Raw genomic sequence first — 22,285 nt, forward strand, 5'->3', positions numbered from 1 at the left:
TTCAGCCTTGGTCGGCTTGCGTCGGGTCGGTTTGGCAGACTGGGGCAAGGGAACTCGTTCGGTGACCTGTTCAGGGCGAGGAAAAGGATACTGGGTCAACGCGCGCCGTAATCGGCTCTTAACTTCAGCTTATCAATCTTGCCGGTCGCGGCCAGAGGCATTCGTTCCAGCCGATAGACGGCGTCGGGAATCCACCACGAAGCCACCCTGCCCTTCAAGGGCTCCAGCAGGGATTCGTCATCGGCCGGCGCTTCTGAGGAAACCTCGACCAGCAGGATCGGCCGCTCGCCCCACTTGGGATCAGACCGCCCGATGACCGCAGCCAGCGCCACGCCCGGAAGGGCGCCGACGACGGCCTCGATCTCGGCCGGATTGATCCATTCTCCGCCAGACTTGATCAGATCCTTGGCCCGGCCCGTGATGGTCAGATTGCCGTCCGCATCGATGCGCGCCAGATCGCCGGTCGAGAACCAGCCGTCGACGTCTACAGCGTCCTGATCCTGACCGAAATACCGGCGGACTACGGTCGCTCCGCGCACCTTCAGATGCCCTTCGGCCCCGCGTTGTTCCGACAAGGCCTGTCCCGCCTCGTCCGTCAGCAGCAGGTCAATCCCGATCCCAGGACGCCCCGACAAATGGGCCGAGCGGCGCTGATCGTGCGGCGGCGCCACCGTGCCGGACGGCGACAACTCGGTCATGCCCCAGCTGGTCTGGATGAGGACGCCCAGGCGCTTCTCGATCCGTTCCATCAGGGCCGGAGCCAGAGGGGCGCCGCCCATGATGATCCGTTCGAGGGACGGAAGCTCAAGGCCCGTCTCCTCGACATGCTCCAGCAGCGCCAGCCAGACGGTCGGCACCCCGACACCGACCGTCACCTGTTCCGACGCTACAAGGCGCGCAAGACTGGCGCCGTCGAGACGCCGCCCCGGCAGAACCAGTTTCGCGCCCACGGCGGACGTCGCAAACGGCAGCCCCCAGGCGTTGGCGTGAAACATCGGCACGACCGCCAGCACGCTGTCGCGTCCCGTGACGGCCATGCCGTCGGCCTGCAGCAGCCGCAAGGTGTGCAGGAAGCTGGAACGGTGGGTGTAGGTCACGCCCTTGGGCGCGCCCGTGGTGCCCGAGGTGAAGCACAGGCCGCTGGGCGCGGTTTCAGGGAACTGCCCCCAGACCATATCGTTCGGCGCATCGGCCAGAAGCGGCTCCAGCAAACGAATGTCCGCCGCGCTTTCCGGCGCGTCGAAGCCCTTGTCCAGGTCCATCACCAGGATTCGCTCAAGCCGGGGCGTCAGCGATGCGATGCGCGACGCCAAAGGCGCGAGATCAGGACTAACGAACAGGATCCGCGCGCCCGACTGCTCCAGCATGGACGACAGTTGTTCGGCCGTCAGGCGCGGGTTCAGCGTGTGGCAAACCGCGCCCATGCCCATGATGGCGTACCAGACCTCGACATGGCCTTGCGTGTTCCAGGCCAGGGTGGCGACACGCCTCCCCTGCTCGACGCCGTACTGGCGAAGAAGGCCTGAAATCTTCACGCTGCGCGCCCTCAGCCCCGCGTAGCCGATCCGGACGACGGAGCCGTCGTCCCGGGCCGTGACCACCTCCGAATTCGGACGCCACTTGGCGGCGTGATCCAGGAACTTGTCGAGCGTCAGGGGAAAGGACTGAACGTCCCCATCGGTCATCAGCATTTACTCGGCATTCCTTCCGGCGCCCACAGGCCGACGTTCCAGTTCCAGGGAACTCCGCCGGCCTTGAAGCGGCGGCACACGACGTCTTCGTTCAACTCATACATGCCCGGCGCCAGATGGCGGCCGGACCGCGGGACGTCCTCGAACGCCACGTAGTTCCGCTCCTGGCCATAGGGACGCCACTCGGCCTCCCCCTCGGCCATAGGTCGGCCGGTGCGAATGAAGGAGACCCAGTATTCGGCCATGGCCTCGCTAAGGCGCGCCTCGCCGATCGTCAGGGACGGACGCGGCCAGGCGACCGGCGTCCGGTCGAAGGCTCCAAAGACATAGGGGATTTCCGCCGCGTGGAAGGCGTGCAGTCCCATCTCGTCCGCCGTGCGATAGCCGTGGTCGAAATGATAGAAATAGGCCGGCTGTCCCAGGTCGGTCTGCTTGCGCGCCAGCCGTTCGGCGGTCCAGCCATAGAGAGAGTCCCGTACAGCCGTCTGAACGCTCTCGCCCATGTCCGAGGACGGATGCTGACGCAGGAAATCCTCGGCCAGATCGCCATAGCGGGCGCGGATCGCCGCCTCATAGTCCGCCGCCGTCGCGGGCGGCGGCGGGGCCAGGAAGCGCAAGGAGCGAATCTCGCCGTCGTTAAAGCCGGCCAGCACAGGCACCGGCGCCTGCTCGCCGCGATCAAACGTCTCGACCAACTGGCGCGGCAACACCTTGCCGTCGACCGCGCCAAACGGCGCAAAGGCGTTGGCCGCGGCAGCCGCGACCAGCTCCAGGACGTCCATGTCCCGAAGACCGGCGACGTCGCGCTTCAACCCTTGCGACAGGCGCCGCCCGCCGTCTTCAGCCGAAGCCTCGCCGTGGGTCGAGCCGCGCAGTTCGGGCGTCGAGATCATATAGGCGCTCTGGGCCACGGCCTTGTGGAACAGGCCGCGCGCCTGAGGCGACGCCATCAGGTACATGACGCTGAGGGCCCCCGCCGACTCTCCGGCGATGGTGACGTCTTCCGGGTCGCCGCCGAAGGCCGCGATATTGTCGCGTACCCACTTGAGAGCCTGAACCTGGTCCAGCAGGCCATAATTGCCCGACAGACCCTGGGGGTTCTCAGCGCTCAGTTCGGGATGGGCCATATAGCCCAGCACGCCGAGACGATAGTTGATCGTCACCACCACAATGCCGCGCGCCGCCAGGGCCGCGCCGTCATACATGCCCTCGCTGCCGGCGCCGGTGACCAGACTGCCGCCATGGATCCAGACCATGACCGGCGCCTTCTCGGCCTTTTCCGGCGTCCAGACGTTGAGGAACAGGCAGTCCTCGGCGATCTTGGGCAGGACCGAGGCGTAGATGCTGCCGGGTCGCGACGTGGGCTGGGGACAGGCGGCGCCGTATTCGCCGGCGTCGCGCGTCTCGGCCCAGGCCGGCAGGGCCGCAGGCGCGCGCCAGCGCAGGGCGCCGACCGGGGCCTGGGCGTAGGGCAGTCCCTTGTAGGCGGCCACGCCCTCGCGGACGACGCCCTGCACCGGACCGGCCGGCGCCTGAACCACCGTCCCGGCAAGGGCCGCAGACCCGGCTGATCCCGCCAGCAGGGCGGCTAGGCTCAGCCCCCGCATCATGGTCGTCTTCATGCCGCGACTCCCTTGCTTTCCCGACCCAGACGACGCGCCAGGATCAGGAACAGGACCGACGCCAGCACGTAGAAGGGCGTCAGCGTGTAGAAGGCCATCTGCAGCGAATGCTCGGGATTGGTCCGGGCGAAGAAGTCGCTGGCCAGACCCAGATAGGTCGGGCCGAGGCCCAGGCCGAGCAGGTTCATGACCAGCAGCAGGATGGCACCCGACAGCACCCGCTGACGCGGCTTCACCTCTTCCTGGATCAGGGCCACCGAGGGCGTCAGGTAGAAATAGTTGAGGAACAGGGGCGGAGCCATGAAGGCCAGGGCCACCGGCCAGGTCGGTGCCCAGACGAAGCCGACGAAGCAGGGAATGGCCAGGATCAGCGCCACGCCCGGCAGCAGACCGTAGGCCGCCTTGGACTTCTTCTTCATCACGTCGAGCATCCGGCCCGAGACATACATGCCGCCGCAGATCGCGACGCCGATCAGGATGGCGTAGAAGACGGCGATCTGTTCCAGGGTCATGCCCTTTTCGCGCATCAGGAACAGGGTGGCGAAGTTCAGCGTCGCATAGGTGATGAACTGGTTGGCGCCGCTGCCCAGGGCCGCCAGCATCAGGGTCGGATTGGTGCAGAACATCTTGCAGGTCGGCCAGAAGCCCAAGGCGGCTTCGTCGGCCGCGGCCGTCGCCTCGACCCTGACCGGCTGGACGTCCAGTCCGCCGCGCTCGGGCTCGCGAACGACAAAGAAGACCACAAAGGCGGCGATGACGCCGACGACGCCCAGGATGATGAAGGCCAGTCGCCAGTCATAGGCGGCGGCGATCGCCGCCCCGAAGGCGACGCCCAGGGCTTGACCGATGGGCGGCCCGAGATTGAACAGACCCAGGGCCCGACCGCGCAGGCTGGGCGGGAAATAGTCGGTGATGATGGCGTACGAGGGCGGCACGCCGCCCGCCTCTCCTACCCCGACCGTCATCCGCGCCAGCACCAGCTGCGGATAAGTGGAAGCCATGCCGCAGGCGACCGTGGCCAGACTCCACAGGCCGCAGGCGATGGACAGGACCTTCACCCGATTGGTCCGATCGGCCAGCCAGGCGACCGGGATCGAGATGATGCAATAGAAGAGCGCGAAATAGAGCCCGCTGATCAGACCCAGTTGGCCGTCGGTGACCCCCAGATCATCCTGGATCGGCTTGGCCAGGATCGACAGCAACTGCCGATCCAGAAAGTTCAGGACATAGACGAAGCACAGAATGCCCAGCACCAGCCAGGCACCTTTGCGCGGGGTCTGTTCGACCCCGTGCATCAGCGAGACATTCGCGTCCCTCATGGTCAGAACTCATAGCCGAGACGCACGCCGAACGTACGCGGGCGCATGGTGCCGAACCGGTTGGCCAGAAAGGCCTCAGGGTGGACGTAGGTGATCGAGTGATCGTCGAACAGGTTTTCGACATAGAGGCCCAGCGTCAGATTCTCACGCGAGGCCGCGAAGCTGGCGTTCACGTTGTAATAGGATTCCGTGAAGCCATAGGTCGCCTGCTGGACCCCGGGCCGGCCGGGCACGTTCGGGAACATGCCCGGGAACGAGCCCACGTGCTGGACCACGACCGAGGCGTTGCCCGCCGCGCCATAGGGCAGGTCGAAAGTGTAGTCGGCGCTGGCCGCACCCTGGAAGCGCGGGCTGGCCAGTCGAGCGTCGGGAACAGCGCCGGAAATGGCGGCCTCCTCCGGCGTCAGCTTGGTCACCTTGGCGCTGTTGAACGAACCATTCAGACCCAGGCTGAGGCCCGTCATCGGGAAGGCCCGCAGTTCGAACTCCAGCCCCTTGCTCTCGGCCGCGCCGATATTGGTGGCGAACTGCACCGAGTCGGACACGCGGTTGGCCTGGACCTGGATATTGCTCCAGTCGATCCAGTAGGCGGCCAGGTTGGCGTACAGCCGACCGCCCAGGAAGCGGCCCTTCACGCCCAACTCATAGTTGGTCAGGTCGTCAGACGTGGCGCCGTCCGGGATGATGAGGTCGTTGGGATCGACCAGGCTGGGTCGGCCGCCGTAGCCGTTGATGATCGGGGTGCGGAAGCCGGTCGAAACCGTGGCGTAGGTCGTCACCGCCGGGCTCGGCCGCCACGAGGCGCTGACCTTGAACGACGGCTTGGACCCCTTGGCCTTCAGCCCTTCGGCGGCGTCGATGGGGGTGATGGTGACTGGGCCCGACAGGCCAAACAGCGCCATGATCAGATAGTTGCTGTTATAGCCGCCCGCCTCGGTGAAGCCCTGGGCCGCCATGTCGCCATAGCGCATGCCGCCCGTGACCCACAGGTCGTCGTTGAAGCGGTAGGTCAGCTCGCCGAACGCCGCCAACTCATGCGACTCGATGTTCACGCCCATGCGCTGGTAATATTCGTCCGGCAGGCCGGTGATGCCGCGCGCGGCCAGGAACTCGGGCGACGACCGATAGAAGTAGTCCACGTCCAAACGGCGCTTCAGATAGAAGCCGCCGACCACCCAATCGATGTTGCCGCCCGCATCCGACGCCAGCCGCAGCTCTTCGACGAAGGTCTTCTGATAGCCGTCCGCGTCCAGGGCGAAGGCGATGGCCCCGCCGAAGGTGCCGGCTAGGTCGACGTAGAATTTCTGGTCGAACTGCGACAGCGTCGAGGAACTGGTCAGCTTGGCGCCGTTGAACTGGTACTCGATCGTGGCGTTCGCGGTGGTCATCTCGCCAACGAACAGATCCGGCCGATCCGACACGCGTTTGTTGCGCCCCAGCAGGGGGTTGATCAGGCCGGAATCCTTGGGCTCGCTATACTCGTACGATCCCGTCAGGCGCACCGACAGGCGGTCGTCGGGCTTCCACAGCATCGAGCCGCGAACGCCGCTGTTGATCAGGGTGTTGGAGTTGGTGATCCCGGTGCCGAGGTTGTCGGTGTAGCCTTCTTCATCACGGTGGAAGGCGACGACGCGCAGCGCCAGCTTGTCCTCGATCAGCGGGATGTTGATCATGCCGTTGTAACGCTGACGGAAGGAGTCCGCGCCGGTCATGCCGAAATCGACCAGGGTCGCGGCCTGATACTCATCCAGCACCGGCGCCTTGGTCAGGATGCGAAGCGCGCCGGCCAGCGATCCCGAACCAAACAGCGTCCCCTGCGGCCCGCGCAGGAACTCGACGCGCTCGACGTCGAACAGGGTCGGATCCAGCACCGTGGTGTTGCCGATGGTCGAGATCGGCAGCTCGTCGATGTAGATGGCCACCGTGCTCTGCAGGTTGGCGTTGTAGCCGTTGGTGGCCACGCCCCGCGCGGTGAAGTTGTTGAAGTTGGCGGTCGGCTTGTTCAGCACGACGCCCGGCGTCTCGCGCGCCAGCCCTTCGTAGCCAACGATCCCCTTGGCGGTCAGTTGCTCCTGCGAGAAGGCCGTGACGCTGATCGGCACGTCCTGCAGGCGCGTCGCCCGGCGCGTCGCCGTAACCAAGACCTCGCCGACGTCGGTCACGGCCGGATCCTGAGGCGCCGCACGCGCCTGCTCTTCCGCAAGAACCGCCGCCGGCATGGCCGACATCGCCAGACCCAGGGCCGACACGCAGGCGGACATCATCATGTACGATTTCATTTGCTCTCTCCCCAGACGCCGATCATTCCCGCCAGCGTTCTTCAGCCAAGCTGGCTCGTCCGCGAACATTGGTCAATACTAACTCTCACGCGTGTGAATGTTTTTTGCAGACTTCCCGGCGACCCAGGGCCGCACGCCGGCGCAATCCGGCACGGGAGGGCAGCGCGGACATGCTCCTGGGCCGTTGCGGTCAACGCTGCGCGGGCTGTCCGCCATGGGGCGCATGATTCATCCGGCGCTGGGCAAAATGCTCAAAGCGCTGGGCCGCCTTCAAGCGCCGCCGTCAGGACGCCTGCAGGCCTATGACGGTATGAGGCGGAGTCTCGGCAGGCAATGGGAGGAAGACCGTCAGAAGGACCGACGCCTGGGATCGCTGCCCCTCGAAAGGCATCGAGAGGCATAGAAGACATTTATCTTACAAGTCAGTGACTTAGGTCGAGCTACGAAGCGCCGTGAAAGGCTCCGAATTATTCCCGCCCCGACGTCTTCTCGCTGGGCGTGGACACCGAGGCCCGCGCGTCGGTGTCCTTTACGTCAGGCCTGACGTCCGACCGGGACGATCCTCAGTCCGTCCTGACCACCTTGAGCGACTTGCCGATATAGGCGCCGGGATCGACGTCCGTCACTCTCTGCACCCTTGGCCCGCTCGGGCTCATATAGGTGACTTCGACCGTCAGGGGCTCCAGCGTCTTGAGGCCAAAGTGGACGGGGATGGCGCTCTGGGCGTTGTATCCGCCGCCGGTCGGAACCTGACGCGAGGCGACGATCTTGCCAGCCTGGTCGAACAGCCGGACCTCCGCGCCCGGCACGACGACACGGCCGGAGGCGTCCAGAACCAGGACGCTGAGGCTGCGCGCACGGGCCTCGGCGTTCAGGTCGTTGCGGAACAGGAAATGGCCGCCCACCGGGCCATAGCCGCGCGTCACCGCCAGATCGAGCGCGCCGTCGGCGTTGTAGTCCACGAATTCGACGCTGTGATCGGCGGCGTTCAGCAGACTGTCCTTGGTCAGGACCTGGGTGAAATGGCCGTTGCCGTCATTGTGGTACAGCAGATTCAGCGGCGTCTGCGACCCCGGCTCGCCTTCATAGGTGGCGACGAACAGATCGAGATGGCCGTCGTTGTCATAGTCGCCCCAGGCGGCGCTGACCGCGTGCCCGTCGTTGTCGACGCCGGCTTCGGCCGCGACCTGGGAGAAGGAGCCGTCGCCGTTGTTGCGATACAGAAGGTTGGCCCCATAGACCGCGACGAAGACATCGAAATAGCCGTCATTGTTGTAGTCGCCGATGGCGCAACCGACGCCGCCTTCGCTGCGGTCGCGGCCGGGCTGATCCATGCCCAGAGCCGGGGCCACATCGACGAAGACGCCGCCGCCGTCGTTGCGCCAAAGGGCGTCCGTCGCGCCCGACTGGTTGGCCAGGATCAGGTCCAGCCTGCCGTCGCGGTTATAGTCGAACCAGCAACTGCCGACCGTGGGCCGCAGATCGTTCACGCCACCCTCGCCTCCAGCTTTGACGAAATGGCCGCGCTCATTGCGATAAAGCTGGTTCGGGCCGGAACGGTTGGAGGCGTAAAGGTCCAGCCGGCCGTCATTGTCGAAGTCGATCCAGTTGGCCTGACGGCTGATCCGTTCGGGAATGGTCAGGCCGATGTCAGCCGCGACCTCGACGAACTTTTTGCCCCCGTCGTTCTTCCAGACATAGGAGCGGTTCTGGCCCGGCACGACCGGCACGACGTTCGACCCGCCCAGCAGATCGACAAAGCCGTCACCCTCGAAATCGCCCCAGCTGAGGCCGCGAATTTCGTCCCCACCGGTCGGCAGGCCTAGTTCACCCCCAATGTTGGCGAAAACGCCTCCGTCATTGCGATAGAGACGAACCTCGCCGCTCTTCAGCGAGACGGCGAAATCCAGATCACCGTCATTGTCGAAGTCGGCCCAGGCAGTCGAAAGCGAGCCGACGACACCGAACGTCTCCGGCTGGATCGAGGTGAAGGCCGGTTCCTGAGCGTGAACCGCCGTCGCCGCCAGCACCATCGGCGTCAGTATGGTCGCGCCGTACTTGCACCAGTTCCGCATACGATAACCTCTCATCGACTCGTCCTTCTTTGGATCGTCGAAGGCGCGAACGCCGTCCGTTCTTCCACGTTCGCTTCAACCTGATCGCGACGCAGCCACAGTTCGCGGAACTGCTGGTTCGACAGCATTTCCAGTTGGTCGCTGTGGTGCGTCGTGCCGGGCTGGCGCGCATTGCCGTAGCTCATCAGGCCGTAGGCCTTCACCGGCGTCGAGAACTCGATCATCGCCACCCAGGTCTCGCCATGGTTCGGCGTGCGCACCCCCTGAGCGTTCAGGTCGGACCAGGTGATGACGCGGAAGGCGCCCAGGTTGCCGAACCCGCCGCTGCCCGACACATCGACGCCGTCGAGGATGAAGCGCGACACGTCGCCGAAACGCCGGTCGACCGCGCCGTACTTCTGCTTGGTCACAGCGATGGCGCGCCTCAGTTGTTCGACGGCGGCAGCCGTGTCGCGGACACCGGTCGGGGTGCTGATAGGTCGCTGTTCAGACCAGGGGACGGCGTAGCCGCCCTGCCCTGCGAAGGTCGGCCCGGCGAACAGGCGCGCCCATTCCTCGAACAGCAGACCCGCGCGGTTGTCGGCGTCGAAAGTGCGGTTCCATCCGGCCAGCAAACGGGCCGCCGCCTGAACCTCGGGGTCGGGATCGGCCAAGGCCGCCGGGATCAGGTCCGGCAGGACGCGGTCGGCCATGACGGCGTCCTGGCCCAGTTTCAGCTGGACGAACTTGTCCATGGAGATGTCGTCGGTCTCGGCGATGGCGCGCACGGCGTACTGGGCCCGCAAGGACTCAGGCGTCCGCGGCGCCAGATAGGACGGGTAGTCATCGGGCTTCATCGTCACCGGCCAACTGGCGACCCAGGGCGGATCATTGGCGTTCTGGACGAAGCCGCCGACCGGGTCGGTGACGCGCGGCAGATCCTCCAGCGGGTGGGTCTCGGTCCACAGGTAGCGCGACGTATCGCCCGGAACGAGGCCGGACCAGAAGGCCAGATCGCCTTCGGCGCGGCGCGGCGCGATGCCGTTGAAAGTATAGTCGATATGGCCGTCGCGGTCGGCATAGACGATGTTGAAGGTCGGCACCTGCAGACGCTTCAGCGCCGTCTCATAGGTCCCGAAATCCTTGGACGTCACCATGTCGAAATACTGCTGCAGCATATAAGGGCGGTCGAGACCCGCCACGCGCACGGCGACGGCGGTTCCATCCGCACGGTCAAACACCGGACCATGAATGGTGGTGCGGATGACCAGCGGCTTCTCAAGCTCAGATCCGTCAGGCTGGCGCACGCGATAAGTGGTGCTGGTCGTCTCGAACGGACGCACCTGACCGTCAAACAGATAGCCGCCGTCCTTGAGCGCCAGCTTGTAGTTGGTCGCCCCAACCATGCCGTTGACGGTGTTGGTGATGCCCATCTGCTGGTTGAAGGCGAAGCGGACGATCGGCAGACCGATCTGGGTGGCGCCGTAGATTTCGAAATCCGGCCCCGTCAGATGGGCTTCGTAATAGATGAAGTAATCCGTAGCCCACGGCAGATGCGGGTTCTGGAGCAGCAGGGCATGGCCGTCCGCGGTCTTCCGCGGCGCGACGGCCCAGGAGTTGGAGCCCTGTTCGGACAGGTCCGGCGGATCGCCTTCGCCCAGAGTCTTTCCGGGCGAGGCCACATAGACAAAATTCATCAGACGGTGGGCGTGGGCCACCACGTCCACGCCCGACACGGGCAGAACCTGACGGACATCCTCGGCGATCGCTTCGGGATGAGCGGCGGCATAGGCGTTGATGCCGGCGGCGAAGGCGTCGAGGTTGGCGCGGAACTCGGGCTCCTGCTGGTCGTACCAGCTCTGGGCGCGGGCCGGGACGCTGTTGGTCAGCAGCCAGACCGAGGTCTCCTCGTATTCAGGCCCCCAGTATTCGGCGCCCTTGCCGCGCGCCTCGCCATACAGGCGGATGATCGCGCTGGCGTGGCTCTGGGCCTGGGCCCAGCCATAGCCGTAGAAAACCGAGGGCTTGTCCACGCCATAGACATGCGGGACGCCATAGGTGTCCCACAGGATCTCATTGGTCTTCGGCTTGAAGGCGGCGAAGGCGGGCGTCGTTGCGGCGCCCGCAGCCTGAGCGGCCGCCTGGGCCAGCACTGGTCCCGAGGCGACGCTGACCAGGACGGCCGCAGCCAGGCCCATGAACCGACGACGAATAATCAGCATGATTTCTCTCCCCGAACGCAAAAGAAGAGGGGCGCCGCCGAGCCGGCGACGCCCCCTTTCATCACCACTTGTAGACGCCGCGCACGAACCAGGATCCGCCGGTGAAGCCGAACGGGGCCAGACCGCTGTACATGTTAGTTCCCAGGTCCGCCGACGGCGCATCGACGCGCGTGGGATAGGTGTTGAACAGGTTGTTGACCCCGGCGCTGATACGGAAGGCTTCCGTCAGGTCGTAGTTGACCTGCGCATCCACGATCCAGTCCGCCTCGATGGTCCGGTCCTGAGCGGGGTTGGTGGCGTTGCGCGTGACGAAGCCGTCAAAACGCGTCGCCCGCAGATTGGCGCTGACCTGCCCCAGAGACCAGTTCGTATTCAGCGATATCTTAGACTTCGGCAGGGATTCCGTCAGGGCCGCCTGCTTGCTGCGGTCGAAGATGACGATATTGCCCAGCGCCGACAACTCAGGCGGGTTGGCGATGATGCCGGTGATCTCGGTCTTGTTGTGGTTGTAGCCGAGGCTGAAGTCGAAGTCGCCGAAGCCGTCCGTCGGCAGCTTGTAGGTGGCGACGATATCAACGCCGCGCGTCCGAGTGTCGATGGCGTTGGTGTAGTACTGGCCGCTGACGTCCGGCGAGAGGCCATTGGCCACAAGGATTTTCTGCAACTGCTTGCCTATGGTGGTCACGCCGTCCGCCGAAAGGCGCGTATCCAGCGGCGAGAAGGTGGTCGTCACCGCGATGCGGTCATCCACGTCGATCTGATAGGCGTCGAGCGTCAGGGCGAAGTTGCGCCACGGCGTCAGGGTGAAGCCGGCGCTGACATTCTTGGACAGTTCCGGCGTCAGCGGCTTGGCGCCCAGGGCGATAGCCTCAGGCGACGAGACCTGAAGATTCTTCAGACGCAGCGGCACCAGAATGCCGTTGCCCGCGATGTCACGCAGTTGGCTGGTGGTCGCCGAATAGGCCTGCTGGGCCAAGCTGGGGGCGCGGAAGCCGGTATTGTACGAGCCGCGAACGGCGAACCAATCGGTAAACTCGTAGCGGCTGTTGACCTTGAAGATCGTCGTATCGCCCGCCGCGTCGTCGAAGTTTTCGTAGCGAACGGCGCCGCCCAGATAGAAGCGCTCGGTCGGGTTCCAACCCAGTTCGCCGTAAGCGCTATAGTTGTTGCGGCTGACATCAGCCTCGTCCTCAGGACGGAAGCCGGGCGTGGATTGCGCGCCAGGCGCCAAAATCTGGCCCGCGCCGGGCTGACCGACCGGCCGGACATAGGCGCCTTGAATCCAGCTGGCTTGGTCGCCCTGCCCGATCTCGTAGCTTTCCCAACGGTGCTGGAGGCCGAACGACACCTGCAGGTCGCCCGCGCCTTCAAGCTCAAAGCCGCGCGTCACGTCCAGAGCGTTGACCCATTCGGCGGAGCGCAACTGACCGATGTAGAAGTGGCGCGGGCTGCTCGGGCCGAGGCTGGCGTTGAAGCTGTTGTTCTCCCAGTCCGAGATGCTGGTCCCATAGCTGGTCGACAGATCCCAGTCCCAGCCGCCGGCGACGCCTCGCGCTCCGCCGACCAGTTCGTAATCCTCGTCCTTGATGACCGTCTGCGCCCGGAATCCGTCCGGTGCGATCTCCGGCAGCGACAGGATGTTGGTCGCCGGACGGAAGGTCCAGTTCAGGTCCGAGACGCGGTTGCCATAGGTGCCGAAGCTATAGAGTTCGACGTCCTCGTTCAGGCGATACTCGGCGTTGAGACCGAAGACATTCGATTCCTGGGGCATGGCGCCGTAGTTGGTCGTCACCAGACGGTCGATGCTCTTCTCTCGCGGGTCCGGTTGGCCGCCGACCAGCGGATAGAGGCGCACGGTGTCCGCGATCCGCTCGGCGCGGTTCGACGCGCCGCGGTCCATGTAGCTGTAGGACAGGTTGGCGAAGCCGCGGTCGGCCAGCGACAGGCCGAGGTTGGCGTCTACCGTCAGATATTTTCCGTCCTGGCGGTCGAAATTCTGACCGTGGCTGACGGAGATCTGACCGCCCTTGTCGCTGTTGTTCAACATGACATTGATGACGCCAGCGACGGCGTCCGAACCATACTGGGCGGCGGCGCCGTCACGCAGCACCTCGATCCGGGAAATAGAGCCCGACGGGATCATGTTCAGATCAACGCCGACAGAGCCGTTGTAGAGCGTCGACACCGAGTTGATCAGCGCGGTCCTGTGACGACGCTTGCCATTGACCAACACCAGCGTCTGATCGGGGTTTAGCCCCCGCAGCGATCCGGTGGCGATGACGGTCGAACTGCCGCCCCCGGCCCGCGACGGCAGGTTGAACGACGGCACGAGATAGCGAATGGATTCGAAAACGCCAGTCTGAGCGCCTTGGGTCAACTGCTCTGAATTGAACACATCGATCGGTGTGGGGCTTTCGATCGCCGTCCTGGGCTTGCCGCGCAGGCCAGTGACGATCACCTCGCCCACTTCGGTCGCTCCCGCCTGCTCGGCCTCGGCCCTGACAGGCCGCTCCTGGGCTATGGCGGCGGGGCCGATGAGACTCAGCGCGCTGACTGACCCCATAGCCATCATCTTCAGATACGCGGCGTTACCCCGGCTCGACATAGTCCACCCCTCCAGAAAGCTCCGACAAAGAGACCTTTGCCGCGAGCGTCAAATCCACATCACAGACAAAACAAGAAATACATTCATGACTAAAGGCGCTTATAGAGATTCTATCTAATGGATAATCTTGCTGTTAAACTTCGTATCCTTCATACACACAAAGATTATTAGAGATATTCCGATCATCACCGTCACGTACCAGAAGTATACACTTTCGTTTCCTTCCGATTTGAACCATAGGGCCGCGTACTCTGCGGAACCGCCGAAGATGGCGTTGGCCAGCGCATAGGGCAGCGCGACGCCCAGGGCGCGGATATGCGCCGGGAACAACTCTGCCTTCACCACGGCATTGATGGAGGTGTATCCAGAGACGATGATCAGGGCCGCCAGAGCCAGCCAGAAGGCTGTGAAGCCGTTATCGACAACCGCCAGCGCCGACATGATCGGCACGGTGAACAGCACTCCCGTGACGCCAAACGCGATCATCACCGGCCGCCGACCGATCCGGTCGGACAAGGCCCCCACCGCGGGCTGCAACAGCATGAACACCAACAGGGCGGCGGCGCTGATCTGGGTCGCCGCCTCCTTCGAAAAGCCCGAGGTGTTGACCAGGAATTTCTGCAGGTAGGTCGTGTAGGTATAGAAGGCCAAGGTGCCGCCGGCCGTTAAGCCGAACACCAGAAGCGCCTCCTTCGGGTGCTTCAGGATCAGCAGCAGGGCGCTGGATCGCGGCGCCGCGCGCGTATCTTCAGCCTTGAACGCGGTCGTTTCGTCCAGTCGGCGACGCAGCCAGAAGACCACCACAGCCAGGCCGGCGCCCACGAAGAAGGGAATGCGCCATCCCCATCCTGCCAGGGCTTCCGCGCTCATCGTCTGCTGCAGGACGATCAACAGAACCAAAGCCAGAAGTTGGCCTGAAATCAGGGTCACGTACTGGAAACTGGACCAGAAGCCACGGTTCTTGGCCGTCGCCATCTCCGAGAGATAGGTGGCGGACGATCCGTACTCGCCGCCGACGCTGAGCCCCTGAATCAGGCGCGCGAACAACAGCAGGGCCGGCGCCGCAATGCCGATATCGGCGTAACCGGGCGTGCAGCCGATCAGCAGCGAGCCGGCGCACATCAGACTGACCGACAAGGTCAGCCCTGACTTTCTTCCCTTTCGATCGGCATAAACCCCCATCACCCAGGCGCCCACGGGACGCATCAGGAAACCGACGGCGAACACCCCCGCCGCGCTCAATAGCTGGGCGGTCGAGTTGTCGCTGGGAAAGAAGACCGGAGCGAAATAGAGCGCGAACGCTGCATAGGCGTACCAATCGAACCATTCGACCAGGTTCCCGGCCGATCCGCCGACAATGTTGCGCAGCCGGCGCGCCGGCGTCATGCCCCCGACTTCGACCGGATCGCCCACCTTGCGCGCAGCCCGCAGGGGAGCGGATTCGGCGCCCGGCGTCGCCGCAAAGTTTGAGCCCGAAGACTTATGATGGCTGAGCATATGAAAAATCGCCGCCTTCTGTCGTGATACGGCGCAAGAGGCCGCATTTCCTCAAACACTCTGGCGGAGACAGCTACACCTAGAAACAAAAGTCCGACGACCGATTGAAATAGTGAAAACACAGTTGTTTACATTGACCATTTTTAGACGCCGGCCAGACACAATAAGACCATAGACCGTATGGAATGATGCACATACAATGTGACAAACTGTATGTGTTTCTATACAATGCTGTCACACGTTCTGACTCCGAGACATAGAGCTCTGACCATCGCCGCCGCTGGGCTGGCGGGGGCGGCGGCTCTCGCTATCTGGTTTTCGGCGCAATGGATCGACGATGTCGCCCGCAAGCAAACGGATGCGGCCGCCCGTGATCAGGCGGAGAAGCACGCGCGCGTGCTAGCGGGCGAATTGCAGAAATTCCGTCTACTTCCGCTGGTGTTGAGCGAATACCCCGACGTTCATTCCGTTCTTGCCAGCGGCGCGCCCGACGCCATCGATCGCCTCAATGGCAAGCTCGAGCTTCTGGCCCAGAGAACCGATGCGGCGGCCATCTATGTGATCAGAAGCGAAGGCGACACATTGGCGGCCAGCAACTGGCGTCAGGCCGGCAGCTTCGTCGGTGAGAATTTCAGCTTCCGTCCCTATTTCCAGGGCGCAATGGCCGATGGAGAGGCGGAACTGTTCGCCGTCGGCTCCGTCACCGGCCGCTCCGGTCTGTTTGTCGCGCGCCGCATCGATGAACAGGGCAAGGCCTTGGGCGTCATCGTCGTTAAGATCGATTTCTCCAAACTGGAGACACAGTGGGCGCGCGAACGCGGCCGCACGGCGATCATCGAGTCCCACGGCGTCGTCATCATCACCGGACACGAACCCTGGCGCTTTCGCGCCACCCGTCTCGCCACGGCGGCCGAGAAGGATGAGATCCGCCGCACGATGCAGTTCGGATCCCAGCCCCTGGATCGTGTGAATCTGCGCCCGGACGCTGGGGGAGATCTGCGCTTCTCCGTCAGGGACGCCCCCTATCGCACCGCCGAAACGCCAGTGGCGCTTAGGGGCGCCCGCCTCGTGCATTTCGAGCCGGTGGAGCCCGCTCGCGCCCGCGCCGCTGGCGGCGCGCGCCTGACGGTGCTCAGCGCCATCATCGTCGGCGCGCTCGCCTTCGCCCTCTTCTGGCGCGTTCACATGCGACGGCTGGCCCAGACCGACATGCAGCAGATGCTCGAAGATGAAGTCTCGCTTAGGACCGCCGAATTGCGTCAGGTGAATGAGCGCCTGAAATCGGAATCCCAGCGCCGGATGGCCGCCGACGGTCGCTGGCGCGCGGCGCGTGAAGAACTGGCCCAGGCCAATCGTCTCGGCCTGATAGGACAGGTCACCACCGGCGTCGCCCACGAAATCAATCAGCCGATCGCCGCCATTCGCGCCCACGCCGAAAACACTGGCCGCCTGCTCGACCGCAACGAATTGAGCCGCGCGAAGAGCAATCTGGGCAGCATTGTCGAACTGGTGGACCGCGTCGGAAAGATCACCACCGAACTGCGTCGCTTTGCCCGACGCGGCACGCCCGCCATCCAGGCCGTGAACCTGAACGAGGCCATCGAAGGCGCCCTGTTGCTAATCTCAGACGGCATCCGCGCGGCTGGCGTGACCCTTTGCCTGGACAGCCCGGACGCCGCTATCCTCGTCACGGCCGACCGCATCCGACTGGAGCAGATTCTCATAAATCTGGTTCAGAACGCCGTGGAAGCGCTTCACGAAACGGCCTCCCCTCGCATCGCCATCGATGTCGAAGCGGACGATGCCGACACCGTCCGCGTCATGGTTCACGACAACGGACCCGGCTTCAGCGGCGATGTTACCGGTGCGCTGTTCACCCCTTTCATCACCAGCAAGCCGGAAGGTCTGGGCCTCGGCCTGGGCATCGCGCGCGACATCGCTCGCGAGTTCGGCGGCAGCCTGAAAACCGCCCCCTCGCGGCTGGGCGGGGCCGCATTCTGCATCACCTTGAGACGCGCATGACCGAGCCCCTGCCCCCGCCCCAGCCCCGCCTTGCGCCGGTGTTATTCGTTGAGGACGACGCCGCCCTCAGGCGCGCCATCACCGAGGCCCTGGAACTGGCCGATCTGACCGTCTGGCCGTGCGCCGATGCGGAACAGGCGCTTGCGATGCTGAACGCCGACTTCCCCGGCGTGGTCGTGACCGACATTCGCATGGCGGGCATGGACGGGCTGGAGCTGTTCGCGCGCATCCGCACCATCGATTCCGAAATCCCCGTGATCCTGATCAGCGGCGACGCCGACATCCCCATGGCTGTGCAGGCGCTTCAGGACGGCGCCTTCGACTTTTTGACAAAGCCCTTTCCGCTGGAGCGGCTGGTCGGTGCCGCCAGCCAGGCCCTGGAGAGCCGACGCAGCGCGATGGAGCACCGCGCTCTTCGCGTCGCCGCCGCAGCCGTCATCAATACGGACAGCCCCCTGATCGGCAACAGCGCCGTCATGGTTCGCTTGCGGGAAACGATCTCCCACGTCGCAAAGGCGGATCTGGACGTCCTGATCGAAGGGGAAACCGGCACCGGCAAGGAGTTGGTCGCCCTGCTGCTGCATCGGCTCGGCCGCCGGCGAGGTCGTCCCTTCATCGCCGTCAACTGCGGCGCCGTTCCCGACGCTTTCGCCGAAGCCGAACTGTTCGGCCACGCGCCTGATCGCTCCGGCTATCGCCAGCCTCAGCACGTCGGCCGGATCGAAGCCTCCGACAAAGGCACGCTGTTTCTGGACGAAGTCGACAGCATGAGCCCCACTCTGCAGGTCAAACTGTTGCGGGTGCTTGAGGAACGCGAGGTTACATCTCTCGGTGGAGGCGAACCGCGGCCGGTCGATCTGCATGTGGTCGCCGCCGCCAAATGCGATCTGCACGAAGCGGTGAAGAAGGGCGCTTTCCGCGAAGACCTGTTCTACCGACTGGACGTCGTGCGCCTGCGCGTGCCGGCGCTGCGGGAACGTCGGTCGGACATCCTCCCCCTTTTCGCCTTCTTCGCCGCGCAGGCGGCCAAGCGAATTGGCGTCAAGGACTACACGATGTCAGACGACGTTCGCCGGCGACTGGTGGAGCATGACTGGCCCGGCAATGTGCGCGAACTGCGCAACTTCGCCGTCAGCGCCGTGCTGGACCTTCCTGCCGCCAACGGTGGAACCGCCCCTCTTGGGCACGCGCCGCTGACAGACCGCATCGACGCCTACGAAGCCCTGATCATCAGCGAAGCCCTCCAGTCCACCTTGGGAAACATGACCGAGGCGATGGCCCTGCTCGGGGTGGCGCGCAAGACACTCTACGACAAGCTCAAGCGGCATAATATCGACGCCAATACCTACCGGGCCAAGTCGACAAGAAACGGCTAAAGTTGCATCACCCCATGCGGATGACGGTGAAGACCGAATGACCGGAGCGGACGCTCCAAGAATCTGCATTGCGTCAGACACCGACGCCAACACCGCAAATCTAATACCGTGAAGTCGCGGGTCGAACCGGCCGCAGGCGCCTAAAGTCGCTCTATCGTCAACAAAGCCCCTATATGGAGACTATCTCAGCGGGCCCGCCGCCCCTCACTCCCACTCGATTGCACAAAATCCATGTAGCGATTTGTTTTTACGTAATTAAATTTCACTCCCAGCCAACCGACACCGATCCAGAAACCGACAAAATTTAAGTATTCTTAAAACGTTGAACAACTTAACTGCTGTAAAAACGCGTGAACACGACATATTTCTATACGTATTGACAACGAAGGAGCCGCAGCGGCACCACCCCTGCGCTCAACGGCTATCCGGCGAACTCGACCTTCTTCTTCGCTTTCCGTGTGAACTTGGGCTCCAACACCCTGATCAGCCCTTCACTCTACGGCACGACCCACAACCTCAGCATCACCACGCCGTAGATCCTCGAAAAACCCCAGGATTTTGGCCCTGGGGTTCTTGTTATTTTGGGTGCGGGAGCAGGATTTGAGCGATACCTCACACTCGCGCACCGCTTCATAGGGCTCGAACTGTCGGGCAACTAAAAAAACGCCGCCCCTCATTGAGGGACGGCGTCAAGCGCGGGACAGGAGAAGGAAGCCCGCTTAAAAAGTGTAACGCAGGCCCACGAAGACCTGGCGACCGGTGTGGCTGCGAACATTCAGGCGATTGCTGGCGTCGACGTACTGGTCGTTGAACTCGTCGGTCAGATTGATGCCCTCGACACTGACCTTCAGCTTGTCGCTGATGTTGTAGGAGGCCTGGACGTCGAAGTTCAGGGTCTCGTTGGTGCCGTGGACGCTGTTGCCGTCGTTGCCCGGCACCTGGGTCAGATAGCCCTGACGATAGGCGGCCGAGCCCCGGATGCTGAACTTGTCGGTCTCGTAGTAGAGGGTGAAGTTGGCGGCGTTTTTCGAAAGGCCGAGCAAGGTGTCTTCGATCACCGGCGTATTGGGCAGGGGCGAGGTCCGATACTCGACCTTGGAGTCCACGAAGGTGTAGTTCGCCTGGACTCCGAAATTCTCCATCCAGCCGGGCAGGAAGCTCAGGCGTTTCTGGGCATTGATCTCAAAGCCGGTCAGATTGCCCCCGTCCGTGTTGATCGGCTGGGTGGTGCGGAACATTGCGGTGGGGGCGACCCCCGTGCCATCCAGCAACGACAGAGGCAGGCCCGTCTGGTTGAAGGGGATGTCCTGCGGCAGGGTCTGAACCAAGGTGTTGATCTTCTTGTAGAAGAGTCCCACCGAGAACAAGCTGTCCGCGTCCGGATACCACTCCAGCGACACGTCCACATTGTCGGACTTGGTCGGCATGACGTTGGGGTTGCCCGACGAGACGCTCAGGTTGGAGCCCTGGATGCTGATGTCGCTGCCAGGGGTCAGGCTGCTGATCGACGGACGCGAGATGGTCTGGGCCGCCGACAGGCGAGCCACCACGTTATCCGTCAGGTCCACCGCCAGATTGGCCGAAGGCAGCCACATGTCGTAGTCGCGGCGCGCCCGGGCGAGTTGGATGGCGTTGCCGACCAGCGCATAGCCGTCCGAGTACTGCTCGGTCAGGACATAACGCACGCCCGCGTCGCCACGCCACGGCAAGCCAAAGGCGTCGAAGCGGAAATCAGCCTGGAAGTAGGCGCCGATATCGTTCTCATGGACCGTGACGTTCTGACCCCGCGCCTGGTTAGTCTGATCGCTGATCGCGTAGATGCCGGTGTTGGAATAGATGTTATAGGTCGAGATGAACTTGTTCAGGTCGGGCGCCAGCCAGCTGGTAGCGACCCCGCCCGGCAGGCCGAGGTTGCGTCCGAAGCCAGAGAAGACCCGCGACACGTCGGCCAGTTGCGCCGCAGTCAGAGTCTGGACAACGGTTTCCGTGGCGCGTGTCTGGCCGGACGAGTCAAAGCCGAAACGACGATAGTCCAGACCGGCCTTCAGAGTGATGTGCTCGTTGGCGTCCCACTCGCCATAGGCCTTGGCGGTGGTGAAGGTGTTGGTCACGGCGTTGGGACGGATGCGGACTTCCGACGTGCCGTTGATCATCGACCAGTTGGCCGGGTTGGTCAGGTCGAAGCCGAAGTCGAACTTGGGCATCCGCGACGTGAAGTCGTAGGAGAAGCCGTTGGTGTCGGCCCGATCGAAGGTGACGATGGTCGAGACCGGGTTGGTGAACTCCGACCGCGAATAGCCGCCGATGAAGCCTGAGCGGAACCGGTCGGTCCAGTTACGCGTCGCGGTGAAGGTATATTGCTGGAACTGGGTTTGCAGTTCGTCGTGGGCCGACTGGGTGCGCACGTCGACCTTGTCGAACACGCCCTTGACGATGTTACGTCCCTCGACGGTACCCGAGCGAATGATCGTCTGCGGCTTGCCGGTGCCGGCGCGGCTGAAGCCGATGGCCTGAAGTTGCGCCTCGTCGCGCGTGCTCTTCACGTCGGAATATAGCACGTCCAGCGTCAGGGTCGTCTGGTCGTCGGGCTTGAACTGCAGCGAACCGGTCAGACCCAGACGCTCGGTGTTGTGGTCGTACTGGACGTAGGCGGGGATTCGCGGGTGATAGAGCGCGGTCGGCGAAGCGCCCTGATAGTTGGTGCTGTTGATCTGACCGATCGTATAACCATCAATCGTAGAGGCCGCATTGAACCCCCCGTTCGCGCCGCCGTAGGTCCAGCGCGTGATGTTGGCGCCTTCTTCCAGGATGTGACGCTGCTCGTAGGCGGCCGAGAACAGGGCGCCGAACTTGCCGTCCATCCAGGTGTCCGAGGCCAGCAGGGTGAAGCGAGGCTTCACGTCGCGCGCCAGGTCGTTGTAGCTGCCCTGGACCCCGACCACGAGCGTCGGCTCGCGATAGTCGAACGGACGCGCAGTCTGCAGGTCCACCGTGGCGCCCAGCGAGCCTTCCTCGACGTCCGCCGAGGCCGACTTGCGCACCGTCAGGCTGTTGAACAGCTCGGACGCGAACATGTTGAAGTCGAACCCGCGCGAGCGGTTGGTGCCGCCCGAGTTGACCGTGCCGCCGGTGGTGGCGATGGCCTCCATGCCGTTGACGCGGACGCGGGTGTATTCGGAACCCAGGCCGCGCACCGAAATCTGGCGACCTTCGCCGTTGGCGCGGGTGATCGTGACGCCCGGAACGCGCTGCAGCGATTCCGCGAGGTTCAGGTCGGGGAAGTCGGCGATGTCCTCGGCCTTGATGACATCCACGACGCCGCTTTCGCGGCGCTTGGCGCTGATGGCGCCCTGCAGGCTGGCTCGGAAGCCGGTGACGACGACTTCATCGACCTGGGTCGTGGGGTCGTCTTGGCCCGCCGCGCCGGCCGACTGCGCATGAGCGCCGCCAGCGCTCGCCACCAGTACGGCGACCGCAGACACCCCGGCCTTCAACGCAAATTGGAATCCATGCTTGGAACGCATCGCCTCTCCCTCCCTAATCGCCCGCGTTTCGCGGATCTCTCTATGGGGCGCGTGATCCGAGGAGCCTCGCGCCG

General features: G+C 64.1%; 11 protein-coding genes. 2 read left to right on the forward strand and 9 right to left on the reverse strand.

The window, feature by feature from the left end; translation table 11 throughout:
- Positions 1–95: 95 nt before the first annotated feature.
- The 8 genes from AB4Y68_RS11700 to AB4Y68_RS11735 all read right to left on the reverse strand — a co-directional run bounded on the left by AB4Y68_RS11700 (position 96) and on the right by AB4Y68_RS11735 (position 15,178).
- Positions 96–1,691: an AMP-binding protein gene (locus tag AB4Y68_RS11700; RefSeq protein ID WP_441455922.1), complete on the reverse strand. Its 1,596-nt coding sequence runs from the start codon at positions 1,689–1,691 to the stop codon at positions 96–98.
- Positions 1,685–3,313 (reverse strand): carboxylesterase/lipase family protein, encoded by a 1,629-nt coding sequence (locus AB4Y68_RS11705; protein WP_441455923.1) that lies wholly within the window; start codon positions 3,311–3,313, stop codon positions 1,685–1,687. The genes AB4Y68_RS11700 and AB4Y68_RS11705 overlap by 7 nt, the downstream gene beginning before the upstream one ends.
- The gene (locus tag AB4Y68_RS11710) at positions 3,310–4,632 is read right to left on the reverse strand and encodes a spinster family MFS transporter (protein ID WP_441455925.1); all 1,323 of its coding nucleotides are present in this window, start codon (positions 4,630–4,632) and stop codon (positions 3,310–3,312) included. The genes AB4Y68_RS11705 and AB4Y68_RS11710 overlap by 4 nt, the downstream gene beginning before the upstream one ends.
- Before the next feature lie 2 nt (positions 4,633–4,634).
- Complete coding sequence (locus AB4Y68_RS11715) at positions 4,635–6,911, reverse strand: TonB-dependent receptor (RefSeq protein ID WP_441455926.1); 2,277 nt, start codon at positions 6,909–6,911, stop codon at positions 4,635–4,637.
- A 563-nt stretch (positions 6,912–7,474) separates the two neighbouring features.
- Positions 7,475–9,001 carry a CRTAC1 family protein gene (locus AB4Y68_RS11720; RefSeq protein WP_441455928.1) on the reverse strand — a complete coding sequence of 509 codons (1,527 nt, stop codon included), beginning with the start codon at positions 8,999–9,001 and terminating at the stop codon, positions 7,475–7,477.
- On the reverse strand, positions 8,998–11,187 hold the full coding sequence (locus AB4Y68_RS11725; protein WP_441455930.1) for a penicillin acylase family protein: 2,190 nt from the start codon (positions 11,185–11,187) through the stop codon (positions 8,998–9,000). The genes AB4Y68_RS11720 and AB4Y68_RS11725 overlap by 4 nt, the downstream gene beginning before the upstream one ends.
- Before the next feature lie 61 nt (positions 11,188–11,248).
- Entirely contained in the window at positions 11,249–13,750 is a 2,502-nt protein-coding gene (locus tag AB4Y68_RS11730; protein ID WP_441455932.1) for a TonB-dependent receptor plug domain-containing protein, read from the reverse strand.
- Between the two features lie 156 nt (positions 13,751–13,906).
- Complete coding sequence (locus AB4Y68_RS11735) at positions 13,907–15,178, reverse strand: MFS transporter (RefSeq protein ID WP_441456066.1); 1,272 nt, start codon at positions 15,176–15,178, stop codon at positions 13,907–13,909.
- A 339-nt stretch (positions 15,179–15,517) separates the two neighbouring features.
- Here AB4Y68_RS11735 and AB4Y68_RS11740 point away from each other — a divergent pair, with 339 nt between their 5' ends.
- Both AB4Y68_RS11740 and AB4Y68_RS11745 read left to right on the forward strand, forming a co-directional pair.
- Positions 15,518–17,311, forward strand: coding sequence for a sensor histidine kinase (locus AB4Y68_RS11740; protein ID WP_441455934.1), 1,794 nt, complete (start codon positions 15,518–15,520; stop codon positions 17,309–17,311).
- A complete protein-coding gene (locus tag AB4Y68_RS11745; protein ID WP_441455936.1) occupies positions 17,308–18,687 on the forward strand; it encodes a sigma-54-dependent transcriptional regulator in 1,380 nt (459 codons plus the stop codon). Before AB4Y68_RS11740 ends, AB4Y68_RS11745 begins: the two co-directional genes overlap by 4 nt.
- A 719-nt stretch (positions 18,688–19,406) precedes the next feature.
- Here AB4Y68_RS11745 and AB4Y68_RS11750 read toward each other — a convergent pair.
- Positions 19,407–22,211 (reverse strand): TonB-dependent receptor, encoded by a 2,805-nt coding sequence (locus tag AB4Y68_RS11750; RefSeq protein WP_441455938.1) that lies wholly within the window; start codon positions 22,209–22,211, stop codon positions 19,407–19,409.
- Positions 22,212–22,285: the final 74 nt, after the last annotated feature.

It is taken from the genome of Brevundimonas sp. 2YAF1 (assembly GCF_052114745.1).
GTDB lineage: Bacteria > Pseudomonadota > Alphaproteobacteria > Caulobacterales > Caulobacteraceae > Brevundimonas.